This window comes from Bowmanella pacifica (assembly GCF_014645355.1).
Classification (GTDB): domain Bacteria; phylum Pseudomonadota; class Gammaproteobacteria; order Enterobacterales; family Alteromonadaceae; genus Bowmanella; species Bowmanella pacifica.
Genome location: NZ_BMLS01000009.1, coordinates 139,557 through 165,000 on the forward strand (window position 1 = coordinate 139,557; position 25,444 = coordinate 165,000).

At 51.1% G+C, this 25,444-nt stretch carries 22 protein-coding genes; 13 read left to right on the forward strand and 9 right to left on the reverse strand.

Going from position 1 to position 25,444, the window contains the following annotated elements:
• Positions 1-4 precede the first annotated feature (4 nt).
• From IEX02_RS19660 to IEX02_RS19690, 7 genes are all read left to right on the forward strand, one after another.
• Complete coding sequence (locus tag IEX02_RS19660) at positions 5-1,219, forward strand: hypothetical protein (RefSeq protein ID WP_188699167.1); 1,215 nt, start codon at positions 5-7, stop codon at positions 1,217-1,219.
• Positions 1,216-2,298: a vWA domain-containing protein gene (locus tag IEX02_RS19665; RefSeq protein ID WP_188699168.1), complete on the forward strand. Its 1,083-nt coding sequence runs from the start codon at positions 1,216-1,218 to the stop codon at positions 2,296-2,298. The genes IEX02_RS19660 and IEX02_RS19665 overlap by 4 nt, the downstream gene beginning before the upstream one ends.
• Positions 2,295-3,302, forward strand: coding sequence for a vWA domain-containing protein (locus tag IEX02_RS19670; RefSeq protein ID WP_188699169.1), 1,008 nt, complete (start codon positions 2,295-2,297; stop codon positions 3,300-3,302). The genes IEX02_RS19665 and IEX02_RS19670 overlap by 4 nt, the downstream gene beginning before the upstream one ends.
• 50 nt (positions 3,303-3,352) lie before the next feature.
• Positions 3,353-3,970 carry a hypothetical protein gene (locus IEX02_RS19675; protein ID WP_188699170.1) on the forward strand — a complete coding sequence of 206 codons (618 nt, stop codon included), beginning with the start codon at positions 3,353-3,355 and terminating at the stop codon, positions 3,968-3,970.
• Positions 3,967-4,629: a hypothetical protein gene (locus IEX02_RS19680; RefSeq protein WP_188699171.1), complete on the forward strand. Its 663-nt coding sequence runs from the start codon at positions 3,967-3,969 to the stop codon at positions 4,627-4,629. Before IEX02_RS19675 ends, IEX02_RS19680 begins: the two co-directional genes overlap by 4 nt.
• Positions 4,613-6,076: a M48 family metalloprotease gene (locus IEX02_RS19685; RefSeq protein WP_229702304.1), complete on the forward strand. Its 1,464-nt coding sequence runs from the start codon at positions 4,613-4,615 to the stop codon at positions 6,074-6,076. Before IEX02_RS19680 ends, IEX02_RS19685 begins: the two co-directional genes overlap by 17 nt.
• A 124-nt stretch (positions 6,077-6,200) precedes the next feature.
• Positions 6,201-7,574 (forward strand): amidohydrolase family protein, encoded by a 1,374-nt coding sequence (locus IEX02_RS19690; protein WP_188699172.1) that lies wholly within the window; start codon positions 6,201-6,203, stop codon positions 7,572-7,574.
• A gap of 191 nt (positions 7,575-7,765) precedes the next feature.
• Here IEX02_RS19690 and IEX02_RS19695 read toward each other — a convergent pair whose 3' ends face one another.
• Positions 7,766-8,683 (reverse strand): histone deacetylase family protein, encoded by a 918-nt coding sequence (locus IEX02_RS19695; protein ID WP_188699173.1) that lies wholly within the window; start codon positions 8,681-8,683, stop codon positions 7,766-7,768.
• Positions 8,680-10,521, reverse strand: coding sequence for a GNAT family N-acetyltransferase (locus IEX02_RS19700; protein ID WP_188699174.1), 1,842 nt, complete (start codon positions 10,519-10,521; stop codon positions 8,680-8,682). The genes IEX02_RS19695 and IEX02_RS19700 overlap by 4 nt, the downstream gene beginning before the upstream one ends.
• A 203-nt stretch (positions 10,522-10,724) precedes the next feature.
• Here IEX02_RS19700 and IEX02_RS19705 point away from each other — a divergent pair, with 203 nt between their 5' ends.
• Complete coding sequence (locus IEX02_RS19705; protein WP_188699175.1) at positions 10,725-12,518, forward strand: sensor domain-containing diguanylate cyclase; 1,794 nt, start codon at positions 10,725-10,727, stop codon at positions 12,516-12,518.
• Between the two features lie 8 nt (positions 12,519-12,526).
• Positions 12,527-13,783: an MFS transporter gene (locus IEX02_RS19710; protein ID WP_188699176.1), complete on the forward strand. Its 1,257-nt coding sequence runs from the start codon at positions 12,527-12,529 to the stop codon at positions 13,781-13,783.
• On the opposite strand, the gene IEX02_RS19715 is transcribed toward IEX02_RS19710, so the two are convergent.
• The 6 genes from IEX02_RS19715 to IEX02_RS19740 form a co-directional block, all read right to left on the reverse strand.
• Positions 13,780-14,223, reverse strand: a complete 444-nt coding sequence (locus tag IEX02_RS19715) for a tellurite resistance TerB family protein (protein WP_188699177.1) — start codon at positions 14,221-14,223, stop codon at positions 13,780-13,782. The genes IEX02_RS19710 and IEX02_RS19715 overlap by 4 nt on opposite strands.
• A 58-nt stretch (positions 14,224-14,281) precedes the next feature.
• The gene (locus tag IEX02_RS19720) at positions 14,282-15,064 is read right to left on the reverse strand and encodes a S1/P1 nuclease (RefSeq protein WP_188699178.1); all 783 of its coding nucleotides are present in this window, start codon (positions 15,062-15,064) and stop codon (positions 14,282-14,284) included.
• Positions 15,064-16,128: an ABC transporter ATP-binding protein gene (locus tag IEX02_RS19725; protein ID WP_188699179.1), complete on the reverse strand. Its 1,065-nt coding sequence runs from the start codon at positions 16,126-16,128 to the stop codon at positions 15,064-15,066. Before IEX02_RS19725 ends, IEX02_RS19720 begins: the two co-directional genes overlap by 1 nt.
• Entirely contained in the window at positions 16,128-17,762 is a 1,635-nt protein-coding gene (locus IEX02_RS19730; RefSeq protein ID WP_188699216.1) for an ABC transporter permease, read from the reverse strand. Before IEX02_RS19730 ends, IEX02_RS19725 begins: the two co-directional genes overlap by 1 nt.
• A gap of 61 nt (positions 17,763-17,823) precedes the next feature.
• Positions 17,824-18,840 (reverse strand): Fe(3+) ABC transporter substrate-binding protein, encoded by a 1,017-nt coding sequence (locus tag IEX02_RS19735; RefSeq protein WP_188699180.1) that lies wholly within the window; start codon positions 18,838-18,840, stop codon positions 17,824-17,826.
• A 147-nt stretch (positions 18,841-18,987) separates the two neighbouring features.
• Positions 18,988-19,443 carry a GNAT family N-acetyltransferase gene (locus tag IEX02_RS19740; RefSeq protein WP_188699181.1) on the reverse strand — a complete coding sequence of 152 codons (456 nt, stop codon included), beginning with the start codon at positions 19,441-19,443 and terminating at the stop codon, positions 18,988-18,990.
• A 174-nt stretch (positions 19,444-19,617) separates the two neighbouring features.
• On the opposite strand from IEX02_RS19740, the gene yciH reads away from it, so the two are divergent.
• The 4 genes from yciH (at position 19,618) to pheA (ending at position 24,641) form a co-directional block, all read left to right on the forward strand.
• Complete coding sequence (gene yciH, locus IEX02_RS19745; protein WP_188699182.1) at positions 19,618-19,938, forward strand: stress response translation initiation inhibitor YciH; 321 nt, start codon at positions 19,618-19,620, stop codon at positions 19,936-19,938.
• 37 nt (positions 19,939-19,975) lie between these two features.
• Positions 19,976-20,773 (forward strand): response regulator, encoded by a 798-nt coding sequence (locus tag IEX02_RS19750; RefSeq protein ID WP_188699183.1) that lies wholly within the window; start codon positions 19,976-19,978, stop codon positions 20,771-20,773.
• Between the two features lie 120 nt (positions 20,774-20,893).
• The gene (locus IEX02_RS19755; protein WP_188699184.1) at positions 20,894-23,266 is read left to right on the forward strand and encodes a penicillin acylase family protein; all 2,373 of its coding nucleotides are present in this window, start codon (positions 20,894-20,896) and stop codon (positions 23,264-23,266) included.
• A 187-nt stretch (positions 23,267-23,453) separates the two neighbouring features.
• Complete coding sequence (pheA, locus tag IEX02_RS19760; protein WP_188699217.1) at positions 23,454-24,641, forward strand: prephenate dehydratase; 1,188 nt, start codon at positions 23,454-23,456, stop codon at positions 24,639-24,641.
• A gap of 50 nt (positions 24,642-24,691) precedes the next feature.
• On the opposite strand, the gene IEX02_RS19765 is transcribed toward pheA, so the two are convergent.
• A complete protein-coding gene (locus IEX02_RS19765; protein WP_188699185.1) occupies positions 24,692-25,345 on the reverse strand; it encodes a glutathione S-transferase family protein in 654 nt (217 codons plus the stop codon).
• Positions 25,346-25,444: the final 99 nt, after the last annotated feature.

The window sequence follows — 25,444 nt, forward strand, 5'->3', positions numbered from 1 at the left end:
CAAGATGGACATTCTGGAAATCAACGATATTGCCCTGAGTCTATACCGGCAAGGTCAGCATATTGAACATCAGTGTTTGGTTCGCGAGCTGGATAACGGGTTATTGTTTGATCAACAGGCACTGGCCGGGCAACGCTTAGCCCCTAGCCAATGCGCCAGCGGTTACTGGCACCGCTTGAGCCTGGAACCACTGAACCTGATGGGAGAATTGCGCCATACGGCAGATCTGGCGCATCGGCAACTCCTCGCCCTAGCGCAGCAGGTGGGCCCTTCTCCCGTCTTAGTGGCTGTGCCCGGTAACCTTAATCAGGCTCAGCTTGCACTGCTATTGGGAATTATGCGGGAAACACCCTGGCAAGTGACCGGATTGATGTATACAGCCCTGGGCAGTTTAGTGAATCGTGTCGATAACGGCATGCATCTGCATGTGGCATTACACAGCAAACACATTGTACTGACCGAGTTAAGTGCAACCGACAGCCTCAGCCACAGCAATTACCAGTTACTCAGCGGCATAGGCCTAGATTCACTGTGTGATTATCTGATGAAACATCTGACCAAACGTTATATTCACGAGCTGCGTTTTGATCCCATGCATCAAGGTAACACCGAACAAGCCCTGTATTTATGGGTCCGACAATATTGCCACAGCGGGCAACGCCTCCCCCTGAGCATAGCTAACCGCACATTACCACTGGATGATTCTGAGCTGCCAGGGCTTATCCAGCAGTTTATGGCCCCTTTGTTGTCACTGTTGACTAACCACCCTCATCACATCTGGTTAGATCACCATCTGGCTCGGTTGCCCGGCATCACCGCTGCGCTCCCTCAGGCAAAGGTGCTTGATGCCCACGCAGTGCTTGACGCCGCAGCCCTTGTTGTACCTTCTCAGGCGTCAGAGGGAATCAACTTGATAGATACGCTTCCCCGCACTTCCCAGACAGAAGCACAGCCACTGGCAACGCACTTACTGTATAAGGATCATGCCTTCGCCCTGCAAGAAGGTAACTATGGCTGGCAGAACAACCAACTGATTCACTCGCCTACCGAGACCGCGTTCTGTATTCAGCCGCATGCTGAGGGACATCGACTTATCCCTTGTGGCAACTGGCACACCTCACAAAAAGAACGTGAAGCCGCACTCAAAGTTGGCGACAACCTAGTCTTGAGCCAGGGCAATATCAGCCGCTCACTTCGCTGTATTCGGGTTATGCCATGAGCAGAAGAAGTCGTCGCCAAACCTCTAACTTTAGCCTGGCCTTTTTGGATGTTATGTCCTGCGGCTTTGGCGCTGCGGCGCTGCTGTTTTTGTTGCTCAAACACGGTATTGATGAAAGCCGCGAACAGCTGCAACAGCAAGATGAATCAGAAGTGAGATTGCTCGAAGAAGAGATTCGTATCGGGGAAGAAAATCTGGTCAGAGCCCGCAACGTCCTGTCTGATGCCGATGAAGAGCTGGTCGAAGCACAAGGCTTGGCCAGGCAAATAGAACAGGAACTCAAGCAGCAACGCAGCATGCTTGAGACCTTGGATCCTGAGCAGTGGAACGAAGCCATTAAACAACTTCAAGCCCAGCTCGCCGCATTGGAAAAAGAAAAACAACAACTATTGGCCGAACAGCGAGAGGGAGAAAACGTGCAAAAGTTTGTCGGTATGGGCGATCGTCAGTACCTGACCGGCTTACGTCTTGGCGGCCAGCGAATTCTGATTTTACTGGACGCCAGCACCAGCATGTTGGACGAACGTTTGGTGAATATTATACGTCGCCGCCATATGCAGGACGATATTCAGCGGGCTTCCCCTAAGTGGTTACGCGCTCAGGACAGAGTTTCCTGGCTGGTATCGCAATTTCCCAAAGACAGCCATTACCAGATATATCTGTTTAATACCGACGCCCGAGCCGCGATCAAAAAAACCCAGGGTAACTGGCTGAAAGTCAGTGACCGTGACAGTCTACAAGAGGCTATGGACAATATGCGCGCCGCTCTTCCTGCGGGGGGAACCAGCCTGGAGCGGGCATTTTTGTCTGCCGGCAGCTTAGACCCCCTCCCCGATAACATATTCCTTATCACCGATGGTCTGCCCACTCAGGGACTGTCGGCCAGTAGTCAGAATACGATTTCCGGTATAGAGCGCTTGGAGCTGTTTAAAAAAGCCGTGCAAGGCTTACCCCCAGGCGTACCGGTTAACACATTGCTCAGCCCCATGGAGGGCGATCCTATGGCGGCAGCAGCATTCTGGCAATTGGCACAGCATACCGGAGGATCTTTTCTCAGCCCCTCAGAGGACTGGCCATGAGAAGCCGTCGCCAAATCACCGATATTTTCAGCATCTCGTTTCTGGATGTCATCTCCTGTGGCTTTGGCGCCATCATTATCCTGTTGCTGATCGTTCGCAATGTGCCCCCGGATGTCATAGAGCAAGCCGAATTGGACCAACAGGGGCTGATACAAGAGCTGCAACGCCAGTTATTTGAACTTCGTGGCGAAACCCAGATATTGAACCGGCAAATGACCGCCAAGCATGAACAGTTGTCGCTGGAAAAGACCCGCATAGCCCGCCTGCGCACCGAACTTGACTTGATGCAAAGCCGCTACGCCAGATTGTCGGATGCCCAGCAACTCAGCGCCAGACAAAAAGGTGAGTTGGAACTGGCCAGACAAAGCCTAACCGATGAAATGCGCCGTTTACTGGGCGATAACTACAAACGTAAAAACGATCTAATTGGCGGTATTCCGGTGGACAGCGAATACATCATTTTCATCATAGATACCTCCGGCAGCATGGTGAACTACGGCTGGCAACGCATGATCGACGAGATTATCGCCACCTTAGATATCTACCCCGACGTCAAGGGTATTCAGATTATGAATGATATGGGCGATTACATGTTCAGCAACTACCGCCGCGAATGGATCCCCGACACCCCGGCCCGTCGCAGCGCCATTATTCAGCGTCTGCGCGGCTGGCATCCGTTCAGCAACTCCTCGCCGGTAGAAGGCGTGCTGGCGGCCATACGCTCCTTCTACGCACCAGATAAAAAGATCAGTATTTATGTGTTTGGTGACGAGTTTACCGGCAAATCGATTAAACAAGTGGTGGACACTGTGTCACGCATTAATCAAATGGCCGAAGGCAATCAAAAGCGGGTACGAATTCATGCAGTGGGATTACCCGTGCAGTTTGCCAATCCCCCACAATACCAGATGACAGGTATTCGCTTTGCCGCCCTGATGCGCGAACTCACCTTACAAAATGGCGGCACCTTTATTGGTTTAAATGACTTTCGTCCCGGCTATTAGCCCGTTCATTATCGGTGACACGGTGCCTTTCGGCACTCCAGGAGGAAAACATGACAAGAGCGCTTTTACTGCTAGTACTGTGTTTGCTACTTGGTAGTTGCTCCAGCAGCTTTCGGGTAAAAAGCCAGGTTCCTCAACCTCTGGTACAACAAATGCCCATCACCATGGGAACTTACTATCCGGTGGAATTACGCCATTACCGCTACGAAGAGAATAATGAAGCGCGCGAAGATTGGGACATAGAACAAGGGGACGCGCATATGCAGATGTTCAGTCGGGTATTGAGTGGCATGTTTAAAAACCTGGTGGAATTATCCGCTCAATCTGGTTCGGCCGATCTGATTCTCACGCCGGTTGTGGAGGAATTCCAATATACCGTGCCACGGGAAACCCGCAGCAAGATATATGAGGTGTGGTTTAAATATCACCTGCAACTGCACGAAGGAAATGGCCGACTGGTGGCTGACTGGTTTATGACCTCTTATGGCAAGACCCCAACCGCATTCTCCACCACGGATGCTGATGGGCTGGAGCTCGCTATTCAGATGGCCCTGCGCGATGCCGGAGCAAAACTGCTGATGGACTTCTCGCGGGTGCCGGAAATACGTCAATGGATGGAGCAAAACCTCAATCAACATACCCTGGCTATCCGAGGAGAAAAACAATGAATCCTGTTTATTTTGTTCCCTTGTTACTCCTGACTGGTTGCTCTAGTGTCACCATTGATGAATTTCGCCAAGGTAGCACTAGCCTCAATAGTGGCGAGTCCATTGTGATTCTGGGCAGACGCCACGCCAACAATTATGAAACCGAGCCGTCTTTGATTAATTGCTTACAGGAAACCATGGCCGATAAGGGCCTGAAGGTTATCCCGGAACAGGAGTTTCTCGACGAGTTTTATCCTTTTTTTGAACCCCGTACCGCCCCGCTCAATCTGCCAGGAATCAACAAACTCCGGGGACAGGATAAGCTGGCCGAGCGCATGAGCCAGAAAAACCTGCGCTATCTCATTTGGGTAGACGGCAATACCGAGACCACATCCAGTGTCGGTTCCATCAGTTGTGCGCTAGTACCTGGCGGAGGTTGCCTGGGATTTGGTAGCTGGGACGACGAGGCCGGCTATGAGTCGGTCATTTGGGATCTAAAACGCGAAGTCGTCGCGGGACGTATTCATACCAGTGCCAAAGGCACGTCCTACATGCCGGCAGTCGTGATCCCTATTCCACTGCTGGCACAGGTTGAAAGTGAGGCATGTAAAGGACTGGGTAATCAGTTAAGTGAGTTTTTCCAACCACAAGGAGAGCCAAGCCATGGTCTACAGAATTAGCCTGTTATTCGTCATGGGGGCCGTTTTTTTGCTCAGCGGCTGTGCTACTAATCCAGCCACCGGCGATGCCGAGTTTGTCACTATGTCCGAGTCCAGTGAACTGGAAATCGGCCAGGAAATGCATCAGAAAATCCTCGAAACTCAGCCCATATATGAGGATGAAAAAGTCTCCGCTTATGTGAACCGGGTTGGTCAGGCGCTGACCAGCGTCGGTGAACGACCCGAGCTTACTTATCACTTTACCGTGCTGGACAATCCGCAGATTAATGCCTTTGCCCTGCCCGGTGGCTATATCTATGTCAATCGCGGCTTGCTGGCGTACATGCACAGCGAAGCCCAACTTGCAGCAGTACTGGCTCACGAATTGGGCCATGTAACCGCCCGCCACGCGGTGCAACAGGATACTGCCCGAACCGGCGCCAAGGTATTAAGCGTGATGTCGGTGCTGGCCACAGGGTCCTGGGCGGTTGGGGACGCTGCCAGTTTATGGAGCAGTGCGGCAGTCATGGGCTATGGGCGTGAAATGGAATTGGAAGCCGATGGCCTGGGTGCCCGCTATCTGTCTAAAGCTGGCTATTCTCCCCATGCGATGATCGAGGTAATTTCCACGCTTAAAGATCAGGAAAAATTCACCCGTCATCTCAATGCTAAAACCGGCCGCCAGCAAACCTATCATGGCTTATTTTCCACCCACCCTCGCAATGACACCCGTCTAAAGGAAGTGGTGAATAAGGCCGCCGAGCTGGAAAAAAATACCCAGGTGATGGAAAAAGACCCGGCTGAGTTTCGCAATATTATGGAGGGCCTGGTCTACGGTCCAAGTTATCGCCGTCCGGCGCAGACCAAGCAGTCAGAGGAAAATCGTTTTACCCACAGCCGCCTGGGTTTTTCCCTGGTATTCCCAGAAAACTGGCAGGTGACCAATGCCGGCCATACCATTGTGGCCGAAGCTCCGGATAAAAGTGCCCTGATACATATGGAAGTGACCCGACGCCAGGAAGAACTTCCCCCCGGCAACTATTTACGTAAATACTACGATGTCCCACTGCTGATGCGCTCTGAGGACTTTAGTCAGGCCGGCATGTTGGGGCACACAGGAATTCGTCCAGCAGACGACAAGCTCGCCGAGCCCAGCCGGGTGGCTATCTTTTATCGCGGCTCGCTTATCTACATGTTACAGGGGGAAGTGCATAAGCCAGCCCCCGATACCGACTATGACAAGCTATTTTTAGACAGTATTCACAGCTTCGCGCCGGCTCGAGGCACGGCCGCGCTGCCTAAAGCCAAAACCATCAGCTATGTGCAGGCCAGCCCCGGTATGACCTTTGCCGACATAGCCAAACGCATGCGAATCGGCCGCTATGCCGAGGAACAGCTACGCCTGATTAACGGCTATTACCCCAGCGGCGAACCTCAGGAGGGAGAATGGTTGAAGATAATTAAATAGCTTTTAGCCAATACACAACCAATAGTGACACTCAAAGTTGTGTAGATTTAGCTCGTCAACTTGCTTAAGGTAGATAGGTCGACAAGCCGACATTGCACCCATTCAACAATAATAAGAGGTACGCATGTCTACCAAAAATACCGTTTTGCTTTTGACTTTGCTGCTGTCCCCCACGGCGCTTCAGGCGCAAGAACTGAAAGCACTAGTAGGTGGCCGTCTGATTGATGGTTTCGGTCATCAACCTATCGCTAATAGTGTGATTTTAATCAAAGATGATCGCATTGAAAAAGTCGGGACAGTAGATACCCTACCCGTACCCGATGGCTATGAGCATATCTCTACAGAAGGCATGGACGTATTACCCGGTTTATGGGAAAACCATGCCCACCTGATGTTGGCAGGCCATGCCAATTATAGCCATTGGCATAAAGCCTATCCCGAACGTTTTCAAGATGAAGTCATGCCGGCAAGTGCATTGCAGTTATTACTTGCAGGTATAACCAGCGCGCGAGATCTTGGCGCCCCACTGGAAGCCTCTATTGAAGTTAAACGAAGTATCAACGAAGGCCGTATCCCTGGCCCCAGATTGTATATATCCGGCCCCTTTATCCAACATGAAGCTTACCCAGGAACCGAAAGCTACCGCTGGGGAATAAAGGGCGTTAATGACGCCAGGAAGAAAATAAAAAAGTTGGCCCAAGCCGGGGTAGACGTTATCAAACTCATAGATCATGACAAGATGACGCTGGAAGAAGCCAATGCCGTTGTGGATGAAGCACATAAGCAAGGTCTTAAAGTTGTTGCCCATGCTCACCGCCCCGATGAAATCCGCCGCGGACTGGCCATTGGTGTAGATAATTTTGAGCATACCGGATTAACCACAGCCCCGGGATTTCCCGCTGATGTTATCGAACAGTTGAATGAGCGCACCGCGACCGGCCGCGTAGCTGGCGGTCCCTTATTCTGGACACCAACCGTAGAGGGGCTGTGGCAATACGACTTGACCGTATCCAACCCAGAGCGCCTCGATAACAATTGCTGGGAACGGGGGTTAAAGAAAGATACCGTCGAAGATATTCGCCAGTCCTTGAAAAAACCTGGTCAACTTAGCTATATGCAGCTAACCCCCTTACGAAAACCAACTCTTAAACGCAAAATTCAACAATTGCGTGATGCGGGCGTGGTTTTTCTGGTTGGCACCGACAGCGGTATTCCGACAAAATTTCATTGCCAAAGCACGTGGAACGAGATGGCTGTATGGGTAGATGTTATGGATATTCCTGCTATGGATGCTATTCGCGCTGCCACATACTGGCCGGCCGTTATGATGGGAGTTGATGAACACAGCGGTACGGTATCAGCGGGGAAATATGCCGATATCATTGCCGTAAAAGGCGATGTGCTGCGTTATATCAACCTGCTGCAGGATGTCAAACTAGTCATGAAAGGCGGGACACTCTATAAACAAGATGGTCAGGTTATTGAGTCTGCACTTTAACTTACATACTACAGAGGTCGGTATTTGCACCGTACCTCTGTACGCCCTATCACTTAGCCACTGCTAGCACAGTCCCCCTCCAAACCCATTCATTATTTTCCCCTGACAGCAAAAGTTCTTGTGTCAAGGTGGCATAAATTGACGGTGCAGACACCGCTACTTGTCACCCGGACGGCGACCAAGGTGGTCCGTCACTCCATCATCGCCTTAATATGCACTGTCACACTGCGGCCCAAGGCGCTCATGGCATAGCCCCCTTCCAGGGTGGAAAGCATTTTGCCGTTACAATGCTTGTTGGCAATCTGCTTTAATTCGCGGGTGATCCAATCGTAGTCGGTCTCCACCAGACGAAAATGCGCCATATCGTCTTCGTAGTGGCCATCAAAACCGGCGGAGATCAAAATAAGTTGCGGTGCAAAGGCATCAATCTTGTCCAGCCACTGATTGATCACCGCTTCACGAAAACCGTCACCGTCTGTGCCTGGCGGTAAAGGCATATTTAAAATGTGCGCATTACCTGGCCCTACATTAAAGGGATAGAAGGGATATTCATACGATGAGCAAAACAGCACCCGCTCGTCGTCAAAGAAAATATCTTCGGTGCCATTACCGTGGTGTACATCAAAGTCCACAATGGCGATACGTTCGAGCTTATATTTATGCATGGCCCAATGCGCCGCCACGGCAATATTGTTAAACAAGCAAAAGCCCATGGCTTTGTCCCGCTCCGCATGATGACCCGGCGGGCGCACTGCACAAAACGCCTGGCCCGCCTTATCCTGCATTAACATATCTACCGCCATCACATTCGCCCCGGCGGCATATAAGGCCGCTTCCAGGCTACGTGGCATCATGGTGGTGTCATCGTCCAATTGCACCTTGCCTTCTTTTGGGGTGCAGGCAAACAATTTATCTACGTAGGTTTTATCATGGGCCAGATACAGCTGCTTGCGGGTGGCCTTAGCAGCTTCTGCACGCAGAATGGAATAATCCAGCCCGGATGCAATCAACCTGTCGTTGATGGCATCCAGACGCTCCGGTGATTCTGGATGTTCGTCCCCCACATCGTGCAGCGCACACGCCGGATGACTGATAAATACAAAGCTCATGAGTCAGCCTTTAACGACAGTTTCAACATCACTTCTCCCGGGTCTTCGGCGGGCTGACGTTTGAAGTTGGCACTTTCAAACACCCGCAACATGTTTTTATTGTCAGAACGAACATAAGCTTGCATAGAATCCAGGCCCCGCTTATTGGCAATACTGATCATCTCAGCCAGCAACTGACGTGCCATACCTTTACCGTGATACTTCTCCCGGGTAACAAAGGCCACTTCACAGCTGGTGCCATCTTCGTTCAGATAATATCGCCCTACCGCCTGAATTTCTGATACCGAGCCGTATTGCCTGACAATACACAAGGCCAGGTCACGGCTTTGATCCACACTGACCAGACTGCAGGACTTTTCTCTGGTCATCTGGGTAGGGTAATAGTTATAGCGATAGAACAGCGTTTCTTTGGTGTGTGAATAGAAAAACTCTTGTAAACGCCTTTCATCAGCCGGGTTCAACGGCCGCAAATCAAAACTTGCGCCGTCTATTATCAGAGTTTTCACACTGATTTTGCCAAGCTCAGGCACTTCTCGTGGGTAATCCTTCTGGTAATGCGGCACCCAATAATGCTTGCGCACCTGCTCAAGCAACTGCGCCCTAAACTTCGGATGCGCCACCCGGATCAGCTCCAAGGCCCGCTCACGAATACTGCGGCCTTTTAAAGACGCTACACCAAACTCAGTGACCACATAATGCACATGCCCGCGAGACGTAACCACACCGCTTCCCTGGGTAATATGCGGCACAATACGTGACACCTTGCCGTTCTTAGCCGTGGAAGGTAACGCAATAATCGGCTTACCGCCGGGGCTGATGGCCGCACCGCGAATAAAGTCCACTTGCCCGCCTATGCCGCTATAAAACTGATAACCAATGGAGTCCGCAACCACCTGACCGGTCAGATCCACTTCAATGGCACTGTTAATGGCCACCATCTTATTGTTACGGGAAATATTGACCGGCGAATTGACGTAACTACTGGGGTAAAATTCCACATGCGGATTACCGTCAACAAAATCGTAAAGCCGCTTGCTGCCCAGGCAGAAGCTGGTGACTGTTTTACCGGGATGAAAGGTTTTCTTGCGGTTGTTGATCACCCCTTTTTTAATTAAATCGATGACCCCATCGGTAATCAACTCACTATGCACCCCCAAATTTTTATGATGTTGCAGGTATTGCAGCACCGCATTGGGGATCTTGCCGATTCCAAGTTGTAAGGTTGCTCCGTCTTCCACCAGCATCGACACATACTGACCTATACGTTCAGTCACGGGATCTGGCTCAACATCCGGCATTTCCGGCAATTCCTGTTGGCGTTCGATACTTGCACTCAACTGCGATACATGCACAAAAGAGTCACCACTGGTGCGCGGCATCAAGGGGTTGATTTGGGCGATAACATATTTGGCTTTGCGCACCGCAGCTTGCACCACATCCACCGATACGCCCAGTGAGCAATAGCCGAATTTATCCGGCGGCCCCACCATAATCAGTGCCGCATCAAGAGGTAAAATATCGGTTTCAAATAAACTCGACACCTCAGACAAAAAACAAGGTGTATAATCTGCACGACCTTCGGACACGGCGGCGCGCATTTTATCGCCGCCAATAAAAAAGGTATTCACCTTAAACAGGTCATTGAATTTCGGCTCGACCCAGCGATGGTCGGCCAGGGTCAGGATATGCACGATCTCGATATCATGCAGGCCCTGGGCATTGGCAATCAAATCATCAAGCAGCGCATTAGGCACTGCGGCGTGGGAACCGAGAAAGATACGGTTACCGGATTTCAATAAAGTTTGCCAGTCCGGTCGGTTCGGCAATGCGGTATACATGTGTAACTCCTTGAATACCAGGGCGATATGCGACCTATTTTGTCACCCGGCAAAGCACAATGGTTTGATATAAACCAAAGCGCTTCGAGTTATGTGCAACTTGCCGTAACATTAGCAGATAGTCCTTTTGGAAAATACCAATTCCATTAGATAACAAAATCTTAGTTCATGGTATTACACTGTTGTATGAACGGAATCACGAAATGAGCAGGACTGGCGCACTGCCGCTCAGGCTGCTGATTATAATCCCCACTACTTTGCTGTTTCTGATTGCAGCCATGCTAATTGGTGGTATCTCTTTACATAACAGCCTGGACACAGGACGGGCGTTTGGCCAGCAGATAGCTCAAGAACGCAGTGAGCGGCTGGAAAACCAGATAAAACTGCTAACACAACGCCTACCGGCGATCCTCGAGCTCAATGCGCAAGGAATACGCAGCGGACGCCTTGATATTCAGCAGCCTGTTAACATGGCGCCTTGGCTTTATACCCAAATTCAGCAATCAGAACATATGACGTTTATTTCTGTGGCACTCCCCGACGGACGTTATATTAATGGTGCTCGAGCCCCTGCCTCAAATGGACAAACTAATATTGCCAGCAATTTTCTTGATGGTGAGTTAACCCTGGCCTCTTATGCCCCTAACCCCAATGGCAGTATAGGACATCGCACCTCAGCGTTAACGGCATACGACCCGCGTCAGCGCCCATACATGCAGGCGGCGCTGCGCGAGCCAGGGCAATTGGCCTGGGGGTCAATTCACCGCTATGTGGGTTTACCAGACTTTGGTATCAGTATGTCGTTAGCGGTAACAGATGCCCAGGGCAAGGTGATTGCCGTTTGCGGTGTGGACATGGCGCTTGCAGAAATCAGTGAGTTTATTGCCCATATTCCATTAGGCAATGCAGGAATAGCTTATCTGGCCGATGCCGAGGGAAAGCTAATCGCTACGTCATCCACCGCCATACCTTTTGTCGACCCAGACACACCGTCGGTACGTCTCAATCTGGCCTCCCACCCTAGCGCCTTGCTGCGTGAAGTTAGTCAGCACAATATCCAGCCGTTCAGTCACATTCTGGACGTACAGGGGCAACGGTATCTGGCCAATATTCGCCGTATCGATCTTGGTCATGGCCTGCATTGGCAATTAGGGGTTTTACTGCCTGAGCAGGAATTCGTCGGCAAGACCATGAAAACGACGCGCCAGGCACTGGGATTAATGCTGATGATCTTAGTATTGCTGGCACTGTGCGGTGCCTTGCTGGGAGGCCTAATTGCACGGCCCATTGAAAACATTTCGCAGTTGGCCAACAGCCGCGCGTTAAATGCGCTGCAACAAGATAGCTTTAAGAACAGTCCCATTCGCGAGGTACGCTCGTTATCGGCCAGCATGGCGCACCTGAGTGATAAGCTGGCAGAGTCCATTGATGAGCTGGAAAACCGCGTTATCCGGCGTACACGAGAGCTACAGGCAGCGAACGATAAGCTGCAACAGTTATCCACGCAGGATAGCCTCACAGATATTGCTAACCGGCGTGCCTTTGACCAGCATTTTAACCAGCAGTGGCTGATGGCAAAACGTGAACAACAACCTTTGTCATTGATGTTAATCGATATTGATCATTTTAAAGCCTTCAACGACAAGTATGGCCATCCGGCGGGTGACCAGGCATTAATTCAGGTGGCTGAGCAACTGGCCGCACAACTGCATCGCTCAACCGATTTAGTGGCCCGTTACGGAGGAGAAGAATTTGCCGTGGTGTTGCCTAACACCAGCTTAGAGGCCGCAGCCCCGCTTGCCGAGCAAATGTGTAAAGCTATCGCCAGCCAGCCCGCTATGATTGATGATAAGCCTTACTTTTTAACCATTAGTGTGGGTGTGTCCAGCATGATCCCCGGCCACAGACAAAGCCCTAAAGCCTTGTTGCAACGGGCAGATCAACGCCTTTACCAAGCCAAATCCAATGGCCGTAATCGGGTGTCTATGGATGAGTGAAAATGGGGATGAATTCGCCAGTTAAACCGGTACGAAAAAAAGTAGATACGCGGAAAAATCACAGTACACAGCATTTCAGGCTGCTCTGTGCCGTACTGGTATTGACCAAACTTGGGGATTTACTCGCCTCCCCCAAAATTGTTTTGACCTGGTTACTTGGCGCCGTCGGTGTCTCCCCGGTATTAATCTCTTTGCTGGTACCCATTCGCGAGTCTGGCTCGATGATCCCACAAATTGCCATTGGCACTTGGGTAAACCGCTTTGTTTATCGTAAAGGGCTTTGGCAACTAGGGGCCTTTATCCAAGGGCTGACAGTGCTAGGCATGGCCGCAGCCCTTTGGCTTTTGTCAGGTGATACTGCCGGCTATACGGTATTAGCGCTGTTGGTGTTATTTAGTCTGGCCCGCGCACTGTGCTCGGTCACTATTAAAGATATGCAAGGTAAAGTGATCGCCAAAAAACAGCGAGGGCGACTATCCGGCTTTGCCGCCAGCATAGCGGGAGTACTGACATTTGCCGTCAGCCTGGTATTTTTTATTGATGCATCCTCTGTCAGCACAACCATGTACCTTGCATTACTCCTGCTGGCAGGTTTGCTTTGGTGGCTGGCCGGGATGCTGTTTTGGGCCGTACAGGAGCCTCCAGGGGAAAACAGACAGCCCGGCGACAACCAATCTTCAGCATTGAGCCATGCCTGGCAACTGATCTGTCGGGATCGCAAATTCCGCCATTTTTTGCTTTCCAGAGCCCTGCTAATGGGCTCGGCCTTATCCGCGCCATTTATGTTGCTACTGGCGCAAGCCAAACAGACACAAAGCAGCACCTTTGCCCTCTTTTTATTGGCTAGCAGCCTGGCAGCGGGTATCTCTGCCAGCGTATGGGGACTTATGGCAGACCAGTCCAGTCGTCGGGTAATGTTGCTCGGTGGTGTTTTTGCTGCCTTAAGCTGCCTGGCGGTATGGGGCACCGAGCTACAGTCCAATGACGCACCTGTGTGGTTATATGCTTTGTTTTATTTGAGTTTATCCGTCGCCCATGAAGGCGTGCGAATCGGCAGACAGACCTACCTGGTCAATATGGCCGGCGGGATAAAACGCACAGATTACGTCTCGGTCAGCAACACCGTTATTGGTAGCATTTTACTGCTGATGGGAGGCATCACCGCCCTACTGGCTAGCTTCTCGGTTAGTGCGGTTATTTTCTTTCTCGGCCTGATGGGCTTGGCTGGCAGTTGGTCTACCTGGCGAATGGCCGAAACAGATTAATCCTGCGCCTTGAGCTTAGCCTGAATAAACTGGCTATGAGGAATATAAAGTAAGTCGGCAATGCGACGGATAATATGCTCTTCGTGACTATCTAAGCGCCCATCTGCGTAGGCCAGCTGCCACAGGTTTTCCATGATACGAGCTTTCTGCTCCGCCCCGCATTGCTGATTCAGTACACGGGTGAAACTGACCAGATCCGGTGCTTGTTCTGCTTGCTGCTCTGATGTTTGTAACAGCGCCTGGATGTCTGAGTGACCAAGATTAAACTCGCTTTGCAGTAAGTCCTGCATTAATTTTCTCTCCTGGGGATCCAGTTGCTGATCAGCCCGGATGACTTCCATATACAAAACAGCCGTGGCCAGATCCAATTGCAATTGGATGCCACTGTCACGCGTCACAACCAAGGTTTCCTGTAACCAATGCTTAAACTGTTTCAACATAGTTATCGCCTTAACACTCTGCTATCAGATAGGACTCGTCTGTTTTGTACTGGTTCCATTAGTGACCTAATTGCCTCTCAAGTAAGGCCGCCAAACGGGCCCCGGCAACTTGCAAACGCTTAAGCGCCAAGGCTTGATCTCGTTGCAGTTGGGCCGCATCCAATACCTTGGATTGATTGGCATAGACCTGTCGGGTCAATTGATATGACTCGGCCAGCCACTGCTTGAGCGGGGCTGCCCGCCATTGGCGGCGCTGTTCGTTGTCAGCTTCAGCCATTAATCTGGCTGCCAGTTGCTCGGAGCGTGGTAAGCCTCTTAGCACCACCCCGTCCCAGTAATAGTGTAAGCTGACTTCGTCGCCCTTAATCTTCACCTTAGTGGTGTTGCCGCCTTTGTCATCGGCAAAACTGACATGCATGGGCTGATGTATATCGCCGACCAGGTGCACAACAAAGGCTAATGCTTCAGCCTGTTGATCTTTGTCACTGTCCTGGAGCTGAAGCTGCATATCTTGTAATACGCTGACAATGCAGGGGCGCGAACAATCCCTGGACATATCAAAGACCTCCGCATCGCGCGGCAGATTAACATAGTGCCAGGGGCCGGTGTGGGCATAGGCAGGCAACTTTTGTTCACGTATTTTGTCAGCCCATACCGAGGCTTCACCAATATCCTTAAACCCTTTGTGTTTTAGCAGTGCATCGACTTTTTTCTGCGCCGCCGGACTTAACTGGGCGTAGGCCAACAGGCCCACGGTGCGATGGCCCTTCTCCCCCCAGGCTTGCACCTGAGCGCTTAAGGACATCAGTAAAAGGGTGAAGACAGCAAGGTAAGTTTTCATTACAACTCCCGGGATACACTGTGGCCATCGGCCGCAACAAAAAGCAGTGGATTGGTCATATCCAGCGACAAGCCGAGGCTTTCCCCGACCCTCAATTCACAATCCAATGAGGTACTGCTCAGCAGTTGCTCACCGCCGGACAATTGCAATTCATATAAGTAATCGGCACCTCTGAATATCTGGCGCAGTACCTTGGCCTTTAGTGCAGAACTATTGTCAGGCTTAACCTGATGTGGTCTGAGCAGTAAACTTAACGGCACTCCGGCATCAAGATTAAGACGGTCACTTAATGGCCAATGACCAATATCACCGGATATTTGTCCATCCCCCAGATACTGCACCTTCACCACCGCCCCTTTACCAATAAAATCGGCTACATCCAAGCAGGCAGGCTGACTGAATAACGTGGCAGGACTGCCCCATTGCAAGAGTCTGCCCTTATCCATCACCCCTAACTGATCGGCCATGCTGAAGGCTTCTGATTTATCATGGGTCACCAATAAAGCAGTGATGCCTTGTTGTTTAAGAATTTGTCGAACCTGAGTAGCCAGGCTGCCTCGCAGCTCGGTATCCAGGCTGGAGAAAGGTTCATCCAAAAGCAGTAAATCCGGCTGTGGCGCCAGGGCTCTGGCCAGGGCTACCCGTTGCTGCTGACCACCGGATAAAGCATGACTATAGCGCTCGCCCAATCCTTGCAGTTCTACCAAGGCCAGCAGGGTATCAACTCGTTGACGCTGCTGAGTTTTAGGTAAGCGACGGATGCCAAAAGCAATATTTTCTGCCACGGTTAAGTGAGGAAACAAGGCAAAATCCTGAAAAACCATGCCAATTTTGCGTTTTTCCGGCGCGACACCAAAACCGGCACGGCTCACCGTTTGTTGATGCAAGTGAATCGTTCCTTCACTTACAGGTTCAAACCCGGCAATAGCACGCAGCACAGATGTTTTACCGCAGCCAGAGGCCCCTAATAAACAGCCAATCTCCCCGCTTTGCAGGAGTAAATCAAAGCCCTGCACCACTTTATTGCTGCCATAACTAATGGCCACCTGGTCAAGTTGCAACATTATGCCGTTTCCTTATTGATGGCCCTGGACAACAATATAACCGGTGCCAGACCGGCCAGTAAGATCAGCAGCGCCGGGGCTGCGGCATCAGACAGGCGCTCATCGGAGGCCAATTCATAAGTACGGATCGCCAGCGTATCGAAATTAAATGGACGTAAAATCAAAGTAGCTGGCAATTCCTTTAGTACATCCACAAATACCAACAACACGGCGCTGAGCAGACTGGCCCTAAGAATAGGTAAATGCACCTTGGTGAATACCCCGGTCGGGCTTAAGCCAAGGCTTCGCCCCGCCATATCCATGCTCGGCTTAACTCGGGCAAGCCCCGTTTCCACTTGATGTAAACTCACGGCCAAAAAGCGCACCGAATAGGCAAACAATAACGCAAACACTGTGCCTGAGAGTAATAGGCCGGTACTGATACCTAGCCAGGCCTGCAATACCGCGTCCAGCGATTTATCAAACCAGGCCAACGGCACCATAGTGCCCACCGCGATGACCGTCCCCGGTAAAGCATACCCCAACTTGGCCACCGTCACCGGCGCATTGATAAAGGGGTCGCTTTTCAGCCGCTTAGCATAGGCAAACAACATGGCTAGCAACAAAATCAGCAGCGCCGCCATCAATGCCAATGAAAAACTATTCCAGGCTAGTTGCCAGAAACGGGCATCAAGCTGCTCAGGGCCGGTTAGCCAGGCCCAGTGCAATAACATCGCCAGCGGCAATAAGAACCCCAGAGCCAGAACCAAACTACACAAGGCAAACAACAACCAGCCTGTCAGCCGCGCCGGTTTAGTGCGCCTCTGTACCTGACGTTTATGTCCCTGATAGTAATACTGAATTTTACGTCGTGAGTACTGTTCCCACAAAACCAGCCCCATAACAAATAACATCAGTAATGCAGATAACTGCGCAGCAGCCAGATGATTGCCCATGCCAAACCAGGTGCGGAAAATGCCGGTGGTAAAGGTACTGACACCAAAATACTCAACGGTGCCGAAATCAGCAAAGGCTTCCATCATGGCTAATGCCGTACCGCTTAAAATGGCGGGCCGGGCCATGGGCACGGCCACCTTCAAAAAATACTGCTGAGGTGTCAGCCCCATGCTGCGACTGGCTTCCAGCAAACTTTGCGACTGGTCACGAAAGGCATTTCTGGCCAGCATAAAGACATAGGGGTACAACACCAGAATCAGCATGACAATGGCACCGCCCAAGGAACGGATTTCTGGAAACCAATAGTCGCCGTAACCCCAGTCAAACCATTCACGTAATGTGGTTTGCAGCGGCCCGGCAAAATCCAACAAGCCGGTGTAACAGTAGGCAATAATATAAGCAGGGATCGCCAGCGGGAGCAGCAACAGCCATTCGAACCAACTGCGCCCAGGAAACTGATAATGGTGACAAATCCAGGCTAGCGCGGTGCCCAGCAGCATAGCCCCCAGTCCCACGCCAAACGCCAGCAACAAACTGTTGAGCACATAATCCAGCAGCACCGTATCCACCAGGTGCTGCCAAACTTGCCATTGCGGCTGACTAAGGCTCAATACCACCAGCAGAATAGGTAGCGCCAGCAACAAGGACGCCGTCAAGGTAATGCTTCGCCAACCACTGATACGGCCGGATGATCTCAGTATTGCCAAACCTTGCTCTGCCTCTAAACTGCGTGGGCGCGCATTATCCCTGTTTTATCTGTTACTTCCAACCAGCGTGATTCATCAGCATCAGTGCGTCGGTGTTACGTGCACCCACTTTTTCCAGAGGAATAGACTCGGCTTTAAATTCACCGAAGCCTTTGAGCACTTCGCTGATATTCACATCGCTGCGCACCGGGTATTCACCGTTATGTTCGGCGTACCATTGCTGGGCGTCTTTGCCGAGCATAAATACCAGTAACTTGTTGGCATTGTCGGCATTGGGGGCATGCTTGGTCACGGCCGCTCCGGAGATATTCACGTGGGCGCCTCGATCGGCCTGGTTAGGCCAGAATACCTTCACTTTTTTCGCCGCTTCCACTTGCGACTGGTCGGCGTCTTTTAACATGCCAGCCAGATAATAAGTGTTAGCAATGGCAATATCACATTGTCCGGCTGCTACAGCTTTTATTTGGTCGCGATCACCACCTTTGGGCGGGCGGGCAAAGTTCTTTACTAAGCCTTTAGCCCATTCCAGGGTAGCTGGTTCACCTATTTGCTCGATCAGCGCCGACACCATTGACTGGTTATAAATGTTAGTGGATGAGCGCACGCAAACTCGTCCTCTCCATTTGGCGTCAGTCAGATCCTCCAGGCGATTAAGCTCTTCGGGCTTAACCCGGTCAATGGCATACATAATAGGCCTGGCGCGTTTAGTCAGAGCGAACCACTGATTATCCTGATCACGCAGGTTTTCTGGTACCCATTGTGCTAATTGCTCGTTGGCCTGGGCACCTTGCAGTAAGCCAGACTCTTTGGCCCATTGCAGACGGCCAACATCGGTGGTCACCAACAAATCAGCCGGGCTGAACTGCCCTTCTGTGGCAATACGGGACAGCAAGGTATCAGCATTGCCAGTAATAAGATTAACCTGAATACCGGTTTGCTTGGTGAAATCATCCAGCACGGGCTTAATCAGGGCTTCCTTGCGGGCAGAATAAACATTCACTTCTTGCGCCGCCTGGACAGCGGTCGCTGCAGACAACAATAGCGCTAGGATAGAAACAGGTTTGAGCATAATTTCCCTCTTACGAAGATCAAGCGGCCGATTCGCCGTAGGATAAGGTCAATACTTTATCCTTTTTGATAACAGTTCTCAATAACAACAACTGTTATCTACCGCCTCTTGCTTTATCTTGACCGCATCTATCCCAGGCCTGCTGCCCTAGGCTTTGCTCTGGTACATAAAATACTGGCATTCCTGCATGCCTAGCTTCTGGTATGTTGCCTGAGCGACAAGATTCTCCTTTTCCACATACAAGCGGAAGCCACATACATTGCCCTGCTCTTTAGCCATATCCTGCACCTTATGATAAAGCGCGGAGTAAATGCCCTGACGCCTGGCGGCTGGCACTACGTATACGCTCTGGATCCACCAAAACAAGCTGTTACGCCAGTCACTCCATTCATAAGTTACCGCCAGGCTACCGACAATTTCACCTTCACGCTCAGCTACCAGATAAAAGCCATAATGGGGATGCTGCAGAATGCCGTTAACCCCCTGACGTAGCGTCTGTGCTTCCAGGGTCTTGTTTTCGGTTTCAAGCGCCATGGCCTGATTAAAGGCGGTTAATGCCTCAAGATCCTGGGCAACGGCCTGACGAAGAATAAAATCGGTCATTTGTATATCCTGACAAAAGGGCGCGAGCGGCCCACTATAAGTGCCGCGCATTCTAGCCGAAGCCCCAATGCAGGCCAAGGTTGGTCACCGCCAACATCAGTCCATCAAGCGTCTGGGCAAAGTGGCCCAGGTTGGTTAAGATCGCCCCATCAAATCAGCAGCAAGAATCTGACTATGAGCGACAACCCTCTGGTGTATTCCACCGCCTCCGGCCGTATTGCCGACCCTAAGCCGGAAAAACAAGCCCCTAAAGGTGACGGCATTATTCGTATTAAACGCGAAACTAAAGGCCGCAAAGGTAAAGGGGTGACCACCGTCTATGGTATGCAAATGGACGAAAGCGAGATCAAGCAGCTATGCAGCGATCTGAAGAAAGTCTGTGGCACAGGTGGCACGGTTAAAGACGGAGTAATAGAGATACAGGGTGATAATCGTGACAAGATAAAAGCATTGCTTGAAAAGAAAGGCTTTCAGGTTAAGCTTGCCGGAGGCTAACCGCCTTTCGTCTAGACATCGTCACTGAGGATCCCAAATGGAGCATATTTCCCGCAGCGAGCTGAGTATTTTGCTGGTTGAACCTTCTGATACCCAACGCAAAATCATCAGTGCTATGCTGGCTAAGGAACAAATCGGCCGAATTGAAACTGCCGGAAACGTACAGTCCGCACTGGAACATATTCATAAACACGGCATTGATCTGGTGGTCAGTGCCATGTACTTCGAAGACGGCACAGGCTTAGATCTACTCAAGACCATCAAACAGGACGACAAAACTTCTTCTATCGCCTTTATGCTGGTATCCAGTGAATTCAGACCCGCCAAGCTGGAAGAATTTAAACAAGCCGGTGTTGTGGCCATTTTGCCTAAACCCTTTGAACCGCTCCATTTAACCCGCGCGCTAAATGCCACACTGGATTTACTTAACGCCGAAGAATTAGAACTCGAACTATTTGATATTCAGGAAGTCCGCGTACTGTTGGTTGATGACAGCCGCATGGCCCGAAACCACATCCGCCGGGTGTTGGAAAATATGGGTCTGAAGAAGATTACCGAGGCAGAAAACGGTGCTATGGCGTTAACCTTCCTAAAAGATCACGCCTTTGATTTATTAGTTACCGACTACAATATGCCGGAGATGGACGGTCGGGAGCTGTCTGAGTTTGTGCGCTATAACCCTGATACGGCGCATATTCCCATTATCATGGTGACTTCAGAGGCCAACAGCGCCCATATGAGTAATATCCAGCAGACCGGCGTGAATGCGCTCTGTGACAAACCTTTTGAGTCAGCCGAAGTGCGTAAGATGCTAAGCTCATTACTAGGGCAGTAGCGAACAGTGAAAACCGGCCAGTGGCCGGTTTTTTTATAGCCATTAAAACGATTCTTGTCCGACCTCTTCAATTTATTCAGGCATAGCCGTAAGATGGTCTAAAAAACAAGGAATTACGTCATGCAATCGACGACATCCCGCTACCTCAAACTGACGCTTCTGGGCCTGCTAAGCCTTATTTTACTCGCTTTACTCGGTGGATATTTGCTACTGCGTGCCAGTCTGCCGCAACTGGATGGCCAGCGCACCGTGCCAGACTTGCAGGAAAGCGTCGAGGTAACACGGGACGAGGGTGGCATGGCGGTATTCAAGGCTCAAAGTCGACTGGATCTGGCCAGAGCGGTGGGTTTTGTGCATGGCCAGGAGCGTTTTTTTCAGATGGATTTGCTAAGGCGCAATTCCGCCGGAGAGCTCTCAGCCTTATTCGGTGAAGTCGCGCTGAATCGAGATAAAGAAATCCGTCTGCACCGCTTTAGAGATCGCGCCGAGCGAATCCTGTCCAGCATGCCCACAGAGCATCGCCAGATCATTCAGGCCTATACGGCGGGCGTCAATCATGGGCTGACGCAACTCGGCGCCCACTCGTTCGAATACTACCTGCTAGGAGTAACGCCGGCCAAATGGCAAGCCAGCGATACTATGCTGGCGCTTTACAGCATGTATCTGGATTTACAGCACCATGACGGACGGCGCGACTTTAGCCTGAGTCTGATGAAAACGCATTTGCCAGCAGACCTGTACGCATTTTTGCATCCAGAGGGTAGCCAGTGGGATGCCCCTATAGATGACAGCCTGCGCCCCACCAATCCGCTGCCAGCCAGTGCCTGGCCATCTTCCACTAATCAGCAATTAGTCATGTTGGACAATCAACCGGAAGACCGCACTATCGGCAGTAATAACTGGGCTGTTGGCGGTGCACTGAGCCCTTATCAGGCCGGGATCCTGGCCGATGATATGCATTTAGGTTTACGTGTACCGAACATCTGGTTTAAAGCGCAGTTTAACTGGCAACAAAACGGCCACACTCATCAAGTAACCGGCGTGACATTACCCGGCACGCCGCTGATGGTAGTGGGCAGTAATGGCAAACTGGCCTGGGGCTTTACCAACAGCTACGGTGACTGGAGCGATCTTATCCGGCTTAAACTGAACGACACAGGCGATCAGTATCTTACCCCTGCTGGCTACCAGGCGTTTAACTATGTCAGTCAGGACATAGAGATTAAAGGTGCACCAACCCAGACCATTGAGATAAAAGAAACCATTTGGGGGCCAGTAGTTTCTGAGGATGAAAACGGTATGCCACTGGCACTGCGCTGGGTTGCGCACGATAGCCAAGGCGCCAACCTTAATCTCATTGGTTTAGAAGTGGCCCAAGATGTGGGGCAAGGCGCTGCCGTTGGTGCCACCGCCGGTATGCCGGCCCAGAATCTGATGATGGCCGACAGTGCCGGTAATATAGGCTGGACCATTTCCGGTCCCATGCCCATCCGCTTTGGCTTTGATGGTCGCTATATTGCTGACTGGAGCGATGGCAGTGCCGGCTGGGCAGGTTATCGTGACCCACAGGATTATCCCAAAGTAATTAATCCCGCCGATCACAGGTTGTGGACCGCCAACTCTCGGGTAGTCGGCGGCCAGATGTATGAAAAAATTGGTGATGGCGGCTATGCGCTTGGCGCCCGCAATCAACAAATCCGCGACGGCCTGCGAGCCAAGGACAGTTTCAACGAGCAAGACTTGCTGGATATCCAGCTTGATGACAGAGCTTTGTTTCTGGCCCCTTGGCGTGACTTTATGCTCAGTAGCGTATTACCTGTCAGCCAACACCCACAAAAAGCCTTAGTGAAAGAAGCCTTGCAAAACTGGACCGCCAGCGCCTCGGAGCACGACTTAGGCTACCTGTTAGTACGCCAGTTTCGCCTGAATGTAAGGAATAAGGTTTATCAGGATCTTAACCGCATAATGTTAGAACACTCGGCGCGCTTTAACTTCAATGCGGTACGCAATCAGATGGAAGCGCCACTGTGGGAAATGGTCAGCCAGCAACCGGCTAACTTAGTACCCAGTGATTTTGACAGCTGGCAGGAATTATTTAATGCTGCGCTGACCGACACCTTGGCCAAGCTGGACAAGGATTTTGGTGACTGGCGTACCCTGACCTGGGGTCAGTTCAATGCGGTAGATATTCGTCACCCCCTCAGTGCCTTCGTTCCCATGTTGGGCAAATTGACGGATATGCCCAAAGAATCACTGGCTGGCGACAGTTTTATGCCGCGCGTGGCACAAAGCAGCTCCGGCGCGTCGCAACGCTTGGTGGTTGCTCCTGGTCATGAAGACAAAGCCATCTTTCACATGCCGTCCAGTCAGGCCGGCCACCCGCTCTCCCCTTATTTTGGTCTAGGTCATGAAGCCTGGCGCAGTGGTCAGCCAACCGGATTATTGCCGGGCCCTGGCCGCTACCACCTTAGCCTGCAACCAATTGGGGGTTGACAAGGGGGCCACTGCCCCCTTACATTCAAGCTCATGAAAACGAATATTTTTTCTTTTGCGCACTTTTTTACCTTACCTGAATCCGGGAGGTAGTTGGCTGCGCGAAAGTCGAATTCAGAAAACCTCCCACCAGGGAGGTTTTTTTTTGGATCATGAGTATCCCTTTTATCAGCAACAGGAACCACAGATGACAGACTATCAGGCACAACTGGAACAAATCAGACAGCAGATTAGTGCATTGGACGCCGAGTTATTGGGCCTGCTCGCCAAGCGCCAGCAATTCACCAATCAGGTGGCAGAAACCAAGATTAAAGCACATATGCAGGTTAGGGATCCGGTACGTGAAGAACAGTTGCTGATTAAACTCATCAAACAAGGTCAGCCACTAGGATTGACACCACAATATGTCACGTCCCTGTTCCATGTGATTATCGAAGACTCTGTGCTTAATCAACAAATGTTGCTGGCCCAAAAGGCAAATCCTGACAACGCGCAACCGCTAAATCGCGTGGCGTTTTTGGGTGACAAAGGCTCCTACAGCTACCTGGCGACGCAAAAGTACTTCTCGCGCCGTCCCGGTGAACTGATGGAAATCGGCTGTCCCAGCTTCGATGCCATTATCCACAAGGTGGAAACCGGCGAAGCCGACTATGCGGTACTCCCCATTGAAAACACCTCTTCCGGCAGTATCAATGAAGTATTTGACGTACTGCAACATACCAGTCTGTCTATTATCGGCGAGCTAACCCACCCGGTTGAACATGCGCTGCTGGTCGCCTGTGATACCGATATCAGTAAGCTTAAGACCCTGTATGCCCACCCTCAGGTATTCTCCCAATGTAGCCACTTTTTAGCGGAGCTGGGTAATATTGAGGTTAAGCCCACCGATAGTACCTCTGCCGCCATGTTGAAAGTGTCTGAGATGCAAGACCCAAGCATCGCTGCCATAGGCAGCGCTCCTGGTGGAGCGTTATATGGTTTGACCCCAATTAAGTCCAATCTGGCCAACCAGAAAGAAAACCACAGCCGCTTTATTGTCGTCGCCAGAAAGCCGGTGAATGTGCCGCTGCAAATTCCAGCCAAGACCACCTTGGTAATGAGTACAGTGCAAAAACCTGGCGCCCTAGTGGAAGCCCTGCTGGTATTGCGCGATAACCAAATTAATATGACTAAGCTGGAGTCACGGCCGATCAACGGCAATCCTTGGGAAGAAATGTTTTACATTGATGTGGAAGCCAATCTACAGGACGGTCCCATGCAGACCGCTATCGAACAATTGCACGGTATCACCCGTTCCTTGAAAGTACTCGGCTGCTATCCCAGCGAAGAAGTCACACCCACCCGCGTAGCTGCTGCAGACGCTCTACAGGGTTAGGCCCTTATAAGGTTGTGGCCCCGGTCACAACCTTAGTATCAAACACAAGGTTATGCCTGGGCAGCGTTTTTAAGCGCCTCGCCAAGCCGGTCATCAATCGCTTTCGCTGCCAAAAAGGCAGGACGTTCCATTAAGCGCTTGGCATAACGTTCAAATTCAGGGCGCTTGGGTAGGCTTTCAAATTGCATTCCCCATATAACATGAGAGCCCACATAAACGTCTGCAGCCGTAAACTGCTCACCGAGCAGATAGGGAGCAGAAGACACCGCATCGGCCAGCACAGCCACGGCCTTATCATAGCTACCGTAACCCACCATTTTTTGCTGGTCTTCATCCACCTCCACCTTAAGCAAGCGATTCACTATTGCCGCTTCAAGTGGCCCAGCAGCAAAAAACAACCAGCGATAGTAAGCCGCCCTGTCATAAAAAGGCGGCGCCAATGCTGCTTCAGGAAAGGTATCAGCAAGATAGGCGCAAATAGCAGGACACTCCGTCACTACCTTCCCTTCATGCACTAAGGTGGGTACTTTCCCCATAGGGTTGATCGCCAAATACGCTGGCGTTTTCATTTGCTCGCCATAATTCAATACGACTTGACGATAAGCCACGCCAGTTTCTTCAAGCATCCAACGCACTATTTGCCCGCGCGACCAGGGGTTGGTATACAAGACTAAATCGCACTTGTTATCTTCAACCAACGGCATCTGTTGTTCCTTTTGTTTTAAACATGGCGTTTACAAAATAGGTCAGGGGCGCGTTCTATGCCAGTTCTAACGCCGGAAAATAAAAGCATCAGCATGATA